This window comes from Pasteurella dagmatis, assembly GCF_900186835.1.
GTDB classification, from domain to species: Bacteria; Pseudomonadota; Gammaproteobacteria; order Enterobacterales; family Pasteurellaceae; genus Pasteurella; species Pasteurella dagmatis.
The window spans coordinates 612,874-625,002 of sequence record NZ_LT906448.1 but is presented as its reverse complement, the minus strand read 5'-3'; the positions used below and the strand labels follow the sequence as shown (position 1 = coordinate 625,002).

Here is a 12,129-nt window from a genome sequence, read left to right as displayed (position 1 = left end):
CTTTTAATTCAATAAATAACAAAAATGGGAGATAATGCATATTCCTCCCATTCTTTGGCACATTAAGTGCGGTCAAAAATTTCATTTTTTATTCATAGCGTTTAGTCTGACTTTGTACATCTAAATTTCTTAACCAATCCAATTTCTCTTTGATCTTAATTTCCATTCCCCTACTGCTTGGGAAATAATATTGTGTCTCTTTAAGTGGCTCAGGGAAATAACTCTCCCCTGCCGCATAAGCATTTTCTTCATCGTGAGCATAACGATATTCAGCACCATAGCCCAATGTTTTCATTAATTTGCTTGGTGCATTGCGTAAATGTTCTGGCACATCATAATCTGGGGCTTCTTGAGCGTGTTTTTTCGCCTGTTTAAATGCGTTATAAACAGCATTGCTTTTCGGAGCAACCGCCAGATAAACAATCGCTTGTGCAATCGCTCTTTCACCTTCAGATGCACCCACTCGAGTAAAACAATCCCAAGCAGCTAATGCGACCTGCATTGCTCGTGGATCTGCGTTCCCCACATCTTCAGAAGCAATAGCTAACAAACGTCTTGCCACATAAAGAGGATCGCCACCCGCTGTGATAATTCTTGCATACCAATACAAAGCCGCATCTGGCGCAGAACCTCGTACCGATTTATGCAATGCAGAAATCAGATCATAAAAACGATCACCTTGTTTATCAAAACGGGCCTGTCTTTCCCCTAACACTTCTTTTAATAAAGTGCGGTTCAAAATTTTACCGTTTTCATGTTCTTCTGCCATATCGCTCATTAGCTCTAAACAGTTTAAGGCTAAACGTGCATCACCATTCACATATTCTGCTAACATTTCGAGCAAATTTTCTTCTAAAAAAAACCTCTCTTTGCCTAATCCTCGCTCTTCATCTTGCAAGGCTTGTCGTAAGACTTGGGTGATTTCAGTGATTGTTAATGATTTCAGCACATAAACTCTCGCACGTGAAAGCAAAGCGCTGTTTAATTCAAAAGAAGGATTTTCTGTAGTGGCACCTATAAAAATGATGGTGCCATCTTCGATATGCGGTAAAAAGGCATCTTGCTGACTTTTATTAAAACGATGCACTTCATCAACAAAAAGAATAGTTCGGCGATCAGACAAACGATTTTGCTTTGCTCGTTCGATCGCCTCTCGAATTTCTTTTACACCACTTGTTACTGCAGAAATACGCTCCACTTCGGCATTGATCCGTTGAGCGATAATTTCTGCAAGAGTCGTTTTCCCCGTTCCCGGCGGTCCCCAAAAGATCATTGAGTGAATATGTCCCACTTCAATCGCTTTGCGTAACGGTTTGCCCTCACCAATTAAATGCGACTGACCATAATATTGGGCTAATGTAGTCGGGCGCATTCTCGCCGCTAAAGGGCGAAAATCTTGTTCTGCAAAGTCAAAATTTAAGTTAGACATATTCAAAGCTCACTATTTTTTACGTTGATCGTCTAACTCAACGCCTTTTGGTAGGTTAAATTTAAATAAACTGTTCGCAATTGGCTGGTTCGTGATATTACGTAATACATATAAATTCGACTGACCATCTTTTTCAATTGTACTGAAATGACGTAACACACCTTCGCTGTCGATACGGATATCAAACTGGCGTAAATTGCTATTTTTCGCTTTTGGTTTTAACACGAAAGTATCCGCTTTTTGCTCCACATCGTATTGTGCCCAATGGCTCTTATCACTCGAAGTCAACAACACAAATGGTGTGTTATTTACAGCATCTTTTACCCAGCTTGCAGTCACTTGCGCTACGAAAGGATCGTAGAACCACAACGTGTTACCATCTGAAATAATTTGTGTTTCTTGCGGTACTTGATTGTCCATCCTGAATAAATTTGGACGTTTAATTTTCAATGTACCACTACCATCTTGCACTTTTTTACCCTCTACACTGCTTACGGTTTGTGTATAGGTCGCACTTAGCTCATCCACTTTGCTTAAGCGCATTTGCAATTCACTTGCAGCATCCGCCCAAGCGAATGTGCTAAATGTTGCAATAAAAAGTGCGGTGCTTTTTACTAACATTTTTTTCATATTTGCTTTCCTAAAAATCTGAAGAACGTCTTGCTAAGACATCTCGTTTACCATTTTGCATAGAAGAAACAATACCTTGCTCTTCTAATTGTTCCATAATGCGCGCTGCACGGTTAAAACCTACTTTGAATTTTCGTTGAATACTTGAAATTGACGTAATTCCTGTATCAATCACAAACGCTGACACTTCATCAAATAAATCATCAAGTTCATCTGAATCACTAACAGAACGTGAACTCTCATTTTCGTCTTCTTCACTGCCATCCAAAATACTTTCAATATAATTTGGTTTGCCCCGAGCTTTCCAATCATCTACAACACGTGCCACTTCATCATCACTCATAAATGCACCATGTACACGCACTAAATCTGAACTGCCTGCACCAGAATACAGCATATCACCTCGACCAAGTAAGGCCTCTGCGCCCACTTGATCTAAGATCGTACGAGAGTCGATTTTACTTGCTACGGTAAATGCAATGCGGCTTGGAATATTCGCTTTAATTAAGCCAGTGATTACGTCCACTGATGGTCGTTGTGTTGCTAAAATCAAGTGAATACCAATCGCACGTGCTTTTTGCGCTAAACGTGCAATCAACTCTTCTACTTGTTTACCAGCAACCATCATTAAATCCGCAAACTCATCGACAACAACAACAATATAACTGAGTTTTTCCAATGGTGGCGGTAACGCATCCATTGTGTCACCCGGTCGCCATAACGGGTTTGGGATAGGCATATTGAGCGCTTCGTATTCGTCGATTTTTTCGTTATAACCTTCAATATTGCGCATACGCAATACAGATAACAGTTGATAACGACGCTCCATTTCATCTACACACCAACGCAGTGCATTAGCAGCCTTTTTCATATCAGTCACAACTTCTGTCAATAAATGTGGTATACCATTATAAATAGACAATTCAACGACTTTCGGGTCAATCATAATAAATTTCACTTCTTCAGGTTTAACTCTGAAAAGCAAACTTAAAATCATTGTGTTCACACCAACAGATTTTCCCGAACCAGTTGAGCCTGCCACCAATAAATGAGGCATTTTGGCTAAATCTACTACTACTGGATGCCCACTAATATCTTTACCTAACGCCATTGAAAGCAAGGATTTAGATTGACGGAACTCATCACTATCCAACACCTCACGTAAAGTCACCATTTGACGATGATCATTTGGTGTTTCAATACCAATGTAAGGCTTACCGGGAATCACTTCTGCAACACGAATAGAACGGAACATTAACGCACGCGCTAAATCTGTATCGATACCGGTTACTCTTGCTGCTTTGACACCTGGTTGTAATTCAAGTTCATAGCGAGTAACTACTGGGCCAACAAGCACACCTTTTACTGTGGCTTTCACGTTAAAATTACGTAATTGGTGTTCAATACGCTGTGAGGTCTCACGAATTTCCTCTTGTGTCACACGGTGTGCTTGTGCTGGACGATGCTCCAATAAATCCAAACTTGGCATTGGTGTTGTTGGTTTGGCTTTTATCGTTACTTGCTGTTGTAAAGCTGGGTGAATCAACGAATCACCATAAGGTTTATAGATTGACGATTGTACAGTTTTTTCATCATTTTTATCTAAAATATGATCTAACACTTCTTCTGCATCTAACTCTTTTGCTCGCATTGCCATTTCATTAAGACGTTGTTGTTCTTGTAACGCAAACTGACGAGCAAGATCACTTTCGATTTCATTATCTTCCGACTCAAGTGCGGTCATTTCTGATTGTGTTTTTTCGGCTAACGGTGAAAGCGAGACTGTCGGAATTGGTGCCAAGTCATCTTGTAAGTTGACTGTTTGTGTTTCTATTGGTAATTCTTCAATTGCAGATAAACGAGTATTTTTCCATTCTGGCGAAGTTGCCAGTTCATCATGCAAACTTGGCGGTGCCACCATACTTACTGTTGGCAGTTGTTCTTCTTGACCTGCAACATAACCACCTAATTGAACTGCATTTACATCATCAAACTGGTTCGTCGAACTTTCTACACTATTTTTTTGTGAATCTAATCGTTCTAAACCTTCAATATTAATTAATGGTTCAGATCTCACTGTAGCCTCAACAGGTTTTGTGATTATTGGTTGCATTGGCGTTTCTGCATTTGCCACAACTTTTTGAGACTCAATGTTTTCCGTAGCCACTTCTGAACCAAGCTCGAATTCAATTTGTTCTGTTGTGCTTTCTTCTTGATTTTCTTTGCTTTCTTCTTGCTGAGATTTTTCTTCATTTTGCATTGTTAACCAATAATAGGCTTTCACAAGCCATTGGATTAACGAGGAACCTGAACACAATACAAAACCAACCACTGCAAATACAAAGCCTGAGAGCATTAATCCCACAAAATCAAGTAACGAAAATAATGCGGTAACAATACTGCCACCTAATACACCACCAGACAAATAATAAGGGTTATGGGAAAAAAGTAAGGTAAATAAGACGCATGTACCGGATAAAAATATCGATAGTCCTAAAAAACGTAAAGCAAATTTTGCCCAACTGAATTCCATTTCTGATTTTTTACGTAACCAAGCAAGTGGCAAAATAAAAATCATAAATGGAAATAAATGCCCCACATAACCGAATAAAACAAAGAAAAGATCGATTATCCAAGCACCAAATGGACCCGCTTTATTTATAGTTTGTTGATGAGAAGCTGAAGACACCCAAGAATTATCTAAAGGCGAATAGCTTGACCACGCAACTAATAGATATAAACCTAAAAGTGCGGTCAAAATTGCGAAAAATTTGAAAATATACTGTTTAGGCGTAAATTTTTCAGAAATGCGTTTAATCATTGGCTTACTTCAATTGTAAAAAATTCGTTTGTTTTACTTCTTCCATTACGACATAAGTACGTGTGTCATTCACACCGGGCAAGCGTAATAAGGTGGTTCCTAATAGTTTACGATAGGCAGCCATATCAGCCACACGAGTTTTGAGTAAATAGTCAAAATCACCAGAAACTAAATGACACTCTTGAATTTCATCTAGCTGTTGAACAGCTAAATTAAATTCTTCAAATACGTCTGGTTTGCCACGAATCAAGGTAATCTCCACAATCACTAATAATGGTGAGTCAAGTAATTCTGGATTAAGTAATGCACGATAGCCCATAATTACACCTTGCTTTTCTAAACGCTTCACGCGCTCTAAACAAGGAGTCGGCGACAAACCTACTTTCTTTGACAAATCAATATTGGAAATTTTTCCGTTACGCTGCAATTCATTTAAAATTTTGATATCAATGCTATCAAGCGCTTTCATTAATTTTTTTTCCATACTTCCTCGCTATGATGAATGCCACAAAATAGTAGTGAGATTAACCAATTGTACACCATTTTTCAAAATTTAATTTGTTTTAGTTAGCAGAAATCTCTCTTATCTGCTTTATTTATAAAAAAATAACAGGTAAACATCGCATTTACCTGTCTTTTCACTTTTTGCTACTAAATTGAAGGTGAAGAACTAGAAGTTATCTAAGATTGCTAAAGCATCTGCTAACTTTTTCACTGTGAAAACTTCCATATTTTGCACCGCACTTTTAGGACGATTTGCATAAGGCACTATTGCTCGTTTAAAACCATGTTTAGCTGCTTCACTAATACGCTCTTGACCACTAGGTACTGGGCGAATTTCACCTGCTAGCCCCACCTCGCCAAATACCACTAAATCTTGCGGCAATGGTCGGTTGCGAAAACTAGAAATTAAAGCGAGCAATAAAGCAAGATCTGCACTGGTCTCCGTGACTTTAACTCCACCAACTACATTTACAAATACATCTTGATCAGACATTTGCAATCCACCGTGACGGTGTAAAACCGCTAATAATAACGCCAAGCGATTTTGCTCTAAGCCCACCGCAACACGACGAGGATTAGCTAGCATTGAATGATCCACCAAGGCTTGAATCTCGACTAACAGCGGACGAGTACCTTCCCAAATCACCATGACTGAGCTGCCTGCGGTTTGCTCTTCGCCACGGCTTAAAAATATCGCAGATGGATTTTTCACTTCACGCAAGCCTTGTTCTGTCATTGCAAATACCCCTAACTCATTCACCGCGCCAAAACGGTTTTTATGACTACGCAAGGTGCGATAGCGTGAGTCAGACTCGCCTTCTAATAAGATCGAACAGTCGATACAATGCTCTAACACTTTCGGGCCTGCAAGCGTGCCGTCTTTTGTTACGTGTCCTACCATAATAATCGCTACTTGGCGAGTTTTGGCATAACGTGTTAAAAATGATGCGCATTCACGTACTTGCGCTACGCTTCCCGGTGAAGATTGAATATCCGCTAAATGCATTACTTGAATAGAGTCGATGACAATAATCTGTGGTTTAAGTTGATCCGCAAGGTTACAAATTTGCTCAACTGACGTTTCAGATAACATATTGAGCTTATCCGCTGGCAAACCCAAACGTTTTGCACGCATTGCCACTTGTTGTAATGATTCTTCCCCTGTCACATAAAGTGCGGTCATGCTTTTTGCTAAACCACACATTACTTGTAATAACAAGGTACTTTTACCCGCTCCCGGATGACCACCAATTAAGATTGCACTTCCCGGTACAACGCCTCCACCTAGCACACGATCAAGCTCATTAAATCCACTTGAAAAGCGAGGAGTTTCTTGCAAGCTAATTTCAGAAAGCGTTTGGATTTTGGCACGAGTTTCACCTGCATAGCCACTAAAACGATCACCTTTTGGCATATTATTAGCAGAAACTAACCGAACTTCACTAATAGTATTCCACGCCTTACAAGCCGCACATTGCCCCTGCCAACGTGAAAATTCTGCGCCACAGTCATTACATACATAAGCAGTTTTAGGTGCTTTTGCCATAATTAATTACTCATTGTTAAAGAAATAAAGTTTAACATACGTCTGACATACTGCCCGGTTTGTAAAAGTTGGAACAGTTTTTCCAACGCTAATCTATTATTTTTTGTTTCACTGTGTAAACGAATAATATCTCGAATTTCACTGAATAAAATTTGATGCTGTTCGATTAATTCAAGTAGATCTTGCTCATCTAATAACTGCACCATTGATTGTTGGAAAACATCCTGCAGTAATTTAGCGTTATCAGTATAATAATGATAAAGATTGAAAAATGCGCCAATACGCTCAACGGTACGTAGAAAATCTAGCTCAAAATAATCTAGACCAAGTGCAAACGTTTCTTCAATTAAATCTTGTTCTAAGGCAAAAAGTGCGGTCAGTTTTGTATGAATATCTTGGTGATCTTGATGCAAAAAATCACGCCATTTTTCGATCCAATTTTCTGATTTAAGACCTTTTGGACTCGCTAAAATATAACCTCTTTTTGCTTTGGAGACTGAACTCAAACGTACACCCTGTTCTAATGTGAAACCGTGTACAAAACGTAATAGATCTTCTGTTGAACCAGCTTTTAATTCAAATTCTACTTCACAGATTTTTTCTGTTTTTTCACCTACAAGAATATCACCTAAATCGAATGAGACTTCAATCACCGTGCCGTTGCCACATTCAACCAACCAAGATTGGCGTTCAAAATCGGTGCTAAAAATCGGCTCGAGTTTCAACGCTGAAATATCCCCTAAGTCCAAACCTGTCTTTTCTACCAATAAGTCTAAATCAGGTTTAGCATCGACTAACTCCACATTATATTCAGGGCGAATATGCAAACCGGCTTGTACTTTGCCATCTGTTTTTAAGGTTAATGTGTGGAGGCCGCTTTCTTTACGAACACGAAGTCCCATTTTGAGGTTGGAAAAAAATTGATCTTTAGTGTCGTAATAAGTGTTACCTAAGAACTGCTTTTTGTGAGAAAGAACAGAAAAATTTGTCATCTCTTGGCTTAAAAAATCTACAAAATCGGGACTGACTGATAATTTTAATTCAATCTCGTTAGTCATAATAAAAATCCTTTTATTTCAATAAAATAATTTGATTAAAAACAAATTTCATATGGAGTTATATAAACATTATCTAATAAATGCCAAAGTTTTTCGATTAAAATCGTGAATTTTTAATTCACATAATGTAATATTCGCGTGAAAAATTACATTAATCTCTATGGGAGTCACTATGGCAATTAATAATATCCTTGGATTATTTGCACATTCGCCGTTAAAACCGTTACAGAAACACTCAGAAAAAGTTACTGAATGCTGTAACTTACTTATTCCTTTCTTCGAATATACTTTCAAAGGCGAATGGGAAAAAGCAGAAGAATTAAGGGCGAAAATCTCTGAATGTGAGCGTCAAGCTGATACCTTAAAACGTGAAATCCGACTGAAATTACCTCGTGGCTTATTTATGCCGATTGATCGCACCGATTTATTAGAACTTGTGACACAGCAAGACAAATTAGCAAACTTTGCTAAAGATATCGCTGGTCGTATGGTGGGTCGCCATTTTGCAATTCCAGAAGATATGCAACCAGATTTTGAAGCCTATTTAAAACGTAACTTAGATGCAACAATTCAAGCACATAAAGTGATCGATGAAATGGAGCAATTACTTGAAACAGGCTTTAAAGGTCGCGAATTAGATCTTGTGAATCGAATGATCAATGAATTAGACACCATCGAAGATGATACCGACCAAATGCAAATTAAATTGCGTAAGATGTTATTAAATATTGAATCTCGCTTTAACCCTGTTGATGTCATGTTTTTATATAAAACACTTGAATGGGTAGGTGTATTAGCAGACCAAGCACAACGCGTTGGTTCTCGTATTGAGCTGATGTTAGCAAGATCATAACTCATTGATCTGTTATAGGAAAAAAGAAAATGGAACTACTTAATCAATATGGTACTCTGCTAGTTATCATTACTGCGCTGTTTGGTTTTTTTATGGCGTTTGGTATTGGTGCGAATGACGTATCAAACGCAATGGGAACCTCTGTTGGTTCTGGCACAATTACAGCAAAACAAGCCATTATCATTGCAATGGTCTTCGAATCTGCTGGTGCGTACTTAGCGGGAGGAGAAGTAACTGAAACAATTAAAAGTGGTATTATTGACCCAATGCAATTTGCATCCTCTCCTGATGTTTTAGTGCTTGGTATGATGGCTGCATTATTTGCTTCTGGAGTTTGGTTATTAATTGCATCTCGTATGGGTTGGCCTGTTTCAACTACTCACTCAATTATTGGTGCAGTTGTTGGTTTTGCATGTGTTACTGTAGGCAAAGAAGCTGTTGAATGGGGAATGATCAAAAATATCGTAGGTAGTTGGTTCATCACACCATTAATTGCAGGTATCATCGCTTACGGCATTTTCGCAAGTACACAAAAACTGATTTTCGATACAGACGAGCCTTTAAAAAATGCACAAAAATATGGTCCTTACTATATGGGTATCACCGCATTTATTTTATGTATCGTTACTTTCACCAAAGGACTTAAACACGTTGGCTTACATTTAAGTGGCTTTGAAGTGTTTTTAATTTCCCTCGTAATTAGTGTTATTTCTATCGCAGGTTGTTACATTTATTTCCGTAGTTCAACCTTCATTCAAAAAGTCCGCAGTGGTACTTTTGGTGGTGTAGAAAAGGTATTTAGTATTTTGATGCTTCTAACCGCTTGTGCAATGGCTTTCGCTCACGGCTCTAACGATGTTGCAAACGCAATCGGTCCATTATCTGCTGTTGTTTCTATCGTTGAACACGGTGGTCAAATTTTACCTAAAACTCAACTAGCGTGGTGGATCTTACCATTAGGTGCAGCTGGTATTATGGTTGGCTTAATTGTGATGGGTTATAAAGTCATGGCCACCATCGGGACTGGTATCACTGACTTAACGCCAAGTCGTGGTTTCGCTGCACAATTTGCAACAGCATTAACCGTAGTTGTAGCATCAGGTACTGGCTTACCTATTTCAACAACACAAACCCTTGTAGGAGCAGTATTAGGGGTAGGTTTTGCACGTGGTATCGCAGCACTTAACTTAAATGTAATTCGTAACATTATAGCCTCTTGGATCGTTACACTTCCAGCAGGAGCATTGTTTGCAATCATCATTTACTATGTATTAAGTGCTATATTTCACTAATCATTTCCACAAAAGTGCGGTAAAATCTACCGCACTTTTATTCTATTGATAAGGTGTTGTTTTTATGCATAAGCTAACCAAAATTTTACTTTCTTGCCTTTTCCTCGGGGTTTCTCTACAAACAGCGCAAGCTGAAACTAAATATGTTACGGAAAACTTAAGCACATTCTTACGCAAAGGTGCTGGCGATCAATATAAAATTGCGGGAGCAATTAAAGCTGGGGAACAAGTCACTGTCTTAGATCAAAAAGAACGTTACACACTTATTCGTGATAGTAAAAATCGCGATGCGTGGATTTTAACTAGTGAATTGACTTCTACGCCAAGTAGCAAAGAAGAAAATCCAAAGCTAAAAAATCAAATTCAAGAGCTCACAATGAAGCTAAACCGTTTAGATACAGATTGGCAGCAACGTACAAGCGAAATGCAACGTCGTGCAAGCCAAGCTGAACAACAAAGTAGCCAATTATTAGAGCAAAACTCTCAACTTAAACGTGAACTTGAAATTACCAAAAATAAAAATCGTGATTTAGAAGCAATGCTTGATGCGGGTAAACGTGAAATTGCAATTCAATGGTTTATTTATGGTGGTTCTGTATTAGGTGTAGGATTATTGCTTGGTTTACTCATTCCACTTATTATCCCAAAACGTCGTCGTAACAGTGGTTGGGCATAACATATTATGACCTCATCAAAAGCGATACAGGTTTATCTTGTTGGAGGAGCTGTGCGAGATCAGCTCCTCCATTTGCCTGTAAAAGATAGAGATTGGGTTGTTGTTGGTGCAACACCTGATGATTTGCTCGCTCAAGGTTATCAACAAGTTGGTCGAGAATTCCCTGTATTTCTTAACCCCAAAACCAAAGAAGAATACGCTTTAGCTCGTACAGAACGTAAAGCTGGTAGTGGTTATACTGGGTTTATCTGTGAATTTTCCCCAAATATCACTTTACAAGAAGATTTACTCCGTCGAGATTTAACCATCAACGCTATTGCTCAAGATGTAGAAGGCAATTTATATGATTTTTATGGTGGAATTGAAGATCTTAATCAACGTATTTTGCGCCATGTTTCACCTGCTTTTGTTGAAGATCCCTTACGTGTTTTGCGCGTAGCTCGCTTTGCTGCCCGTTATCACTCTCTCGGTTTTACTATTGCACCTGAAACATTAAGGTTAATGAAGCAACTCACTAAACAAGGGGAACTTGCTCATTTGACTGCAGAACGAGTATGGTTAGAAACTGAAAAAGCGTTATTAGAAAAAAATCCTGAAATTTATTTCCATACGCTACGTCAGGTAGGTGCATTAAAAGTCTTATTTCCTGAACTAGAAGCCCTAATTGGCGTGCCAAATCCCGCGAAATATCATCCAGAAATAGACAGTTTTATACACACGATGTTAGTATTACAACAAGCAGTACTATTAACAGAAAACACAAATTATCATAAAAGTGCGGTGCGTTTTGCCGCAATTTGTCACGACTTGGGTAAAGCCCGCACACCTAAAGAAATTCTTCCTCATCACTACGGGCACGAAAAAGCAGGGCTCGAACCGACTCGCAAGTTATGCAAACGCTTTAAACTACCAAGCACAATTCAAGAATTTGCCGAGCTATGTTGTGAATATCACACTCTTGTACATAAAGCCTTTGAGCTGAGCCCAGAAACTGTAATAAAATTATTTAATCGTCTTGATGTATGGCGCAAACCACGACGTTTTGAAGAATTGCTGTTGGTTTGTCTTGCTGATAGCCGTGGTCGAACAGGCTTTACACAAGTGGAGTACCCACAAAAAGACTATTTATGGCAATTATATGAGGCGGCATTAGCAGTAGATGTCAAACAAGTGATTGCTGATGGCTTCGAAAAGCAAGGAATTAGGGATGAATTAACTAAACGCCGTACGTTTACTGTTAAACAAAAAAAAGCAGATATTCTACCGCACTTTACTAATCCAAATTAAGCTCGTAGAATAGACTCACTTTTTTAACATAGA

General features: G+C 38.7%; 10 protein-coding genes. 4 read left to right on the top strand and 6 right to left on the bottom strand.

Annotation, left to right across the window (positions count from 1 at the left end; genetic code table 11):
• Positions 1 to 88: 88 nt before the first annotated feature.
• From CKV78_RS02975 to CKV78_RS02950, 6 genes are all read right to left on the bottom strand, one after another.
• On the bottom strand, positions 89 to 1,429 hold the full coding sequence (locus tag CKV78_RS02975) for a replication-associated recombination protein A (protein ID WP_005761990.1): 1,341 nt from the start codon (positions 1,427 to 1,429) through the stop codon (positions 89 to 91).
• A gap of 12 nt (positions 1,430 to 1,441) precedes the next feature.
• Entirely contained in the window at positions 1,442 to 2,059 is a 618-nt protein-coding gene (lolA, locus tag CKV78_RS02970) for an outer membrane lipoprotein chaperone LolA (RefSeq protein ID WP_005761989.1), read from the bottom strand.
• Positions 2,060 to 2,069: 10 nt separating this feature from the next.
• The gene (locus tag CKV78_RS02965) at positions 2,070 to 4,880 is read right to left on the bottom strand and encodes a DNA translocase FtsK (protein WP_005761987.1); all 2,811 of its coding nucleotides are present in this window, start codon (positions 4,878 to 4,880) and stop codon (positions 2,070 to 2,072) included.
• Between the two features lie 4 nt (positions 4,881 to 4,884).
• Positions 4,885 to 5,364 carry a leucine-responsive transcriptional regulator Lrp gene (gene lrp / locus CKV78_RS02960; protein ID WP_005761986.1) on the bottom strand — a complete coding sequence of 160 codons (480 nt, stop codon included), beginning with the start codon at positions 5,362 to 5,364 and terminating at the stop codon, positions 4,885 to 4,887.
• A gap of 186 nt (positions 5,365 to 5,550) precedes the next feature.
• Entirely contained in the window at positions 5,551 to 6,930 is a 1,380-nt protein-coding gene (gene radA / locus CKV78_RS02955; RefSeq protein WP_005761985.1) for a DNA repair protein RadA, read from the bottom strand.
• Between the two features lie 2 nt (positions 6,931 to 6,932).
• A complete protein-coding gene (locus CKV78_RS02950) occupies positions 6,933 to 7,988 on the bottom strand; it encodes a CYTH domain-containing protein (RefSeq protein ID WP_005761984.1) in 1,056 nt (351 codons plus the stop codon).
• A 172-nt stretch (positions 7,989 to 8,160) separates the two neighbouring features.
• Between CKV78_RS02950 and CKV78_RS02945 the strand changes: the two genes are divergently transcribed.
• From CKV78_RS02945 to CKV78_RS02930, 4 genes are all read left to right on the top strand, one after another.
• Complete coding sequence (locus CKV78_RS02945) at positions 8,161 to 8,841, top strand: TIGR00153 family protein (RefSeq protein WP_032855112.1); 681 nt, start codon at positions 8,161 to 8,163, stop codon at positions 8,839 to 8,841.
• Between the two features lie 29 nt (positions 8,842 to 8,870).
• Positions 8,871 to 10,133, top strand: coding sequence for an inorganic phosphate transporter (locus CKV78_RS02940; protein WP_005761982.1), 1,263 nt, complete (start codon positions 8,871 to 8,873; stop codon positions 10,131 to 10,133).
• A gap of 64 nt (positions 10,134 to 10,197) precedes the next feature.
• On the top strand, positions 10,198 to 10,809 hold the full coding sequence (locus tag CKV78_RS02935; RefSeq protein WP_005761981.1) for a TIGR04211 family SH3 domain-containing protein: 612 nt from the start codon (positions 10,198 to 10,200) through the stop codon (positions 10,807 to 10,809).
• Between the two features lie 6 nt (positions 10,810 to 10,815).
• Positions 10,816 to 12,096, top strand: coding sequence for a multifunctional CCA addition/repair protein (locus tag CKV78_RS02930; RefSeq protein ID WP_005761980.1), 1,281 nt, complete (start codon positions 10,816 to 10,818; stop codon positions 12,094 to 12,096).
• The last annotated feature ends 33 nt before the right edge of the window (positions 12,097 to 12,129 follow it).

Coding starts and splice junctions, on each gene's coding strand:
- radA (WP_005761985.1), bottom strand. CDS start 6,930: ATGGCAAAAGCACCTAAAACTGCTTATGTATGTAATGACTGTGGCGCA.
- CKV78_RS02930 (WP_005761980.1), top strand. CDS start 10,816: ATGACCTCATCAAAAGCGATACAGGTTTATCTTGTTGGAGGAGCTGTG.
- CKV78_RS02935 (WP_005761981.1), top strand. CDS start 10,198: ATGCATAAGCTAACCAAAATTTTACTTTCTTGCCTTTTCCTCGGGGTT.
- lrp (WP_005761986.1), bottom strand. CDS start 5,364: ATGGAAAAAAAATTAATGAAAGCGCTTGATAGCATTGATATCAAAATT.
- CKV78_RS02975 (WP_005761990.1), bottom strand. CDS start 1,429: ATGTCTAACTTAAATTTTGACTTTGCAGAACAAGATTTTCGCCCTTTA.
- CKV78_RS02945 (WP_032855112.1), top strand. CDS start 8,161: ATGGCAATTAATAATATCCTTGGATTATTTGCACATTCGCCGTTAAAA.
- CKV78_RS02965 (WP_005761987.1), bottom strand. CDS start 4,880: ATGATTAAACGCATTTCTGAAAAATTTACGCCTAAACAGTATATTTTC.
- CKV78_RS02950 (WP_005761984.1), bottom strand. CDS start 7,988: ATGACTAACGAGATTGAATTAAAATTATCAGTCAGTCCCGATTTTGTA.
- CKV78_RS02940 (WP_005761982.1), top strand. CDS start 8,871: ATGGAACTACTTAATCAATATGGTACTCTGCTAGTTATCATTACTGCG.
- lolA (WP_005761989.1), bottom strand. CDS start 2,059: ATGAAAAAAATGTTAGTAAAAAGCACCGCACTTTTTATTGCAACATTT.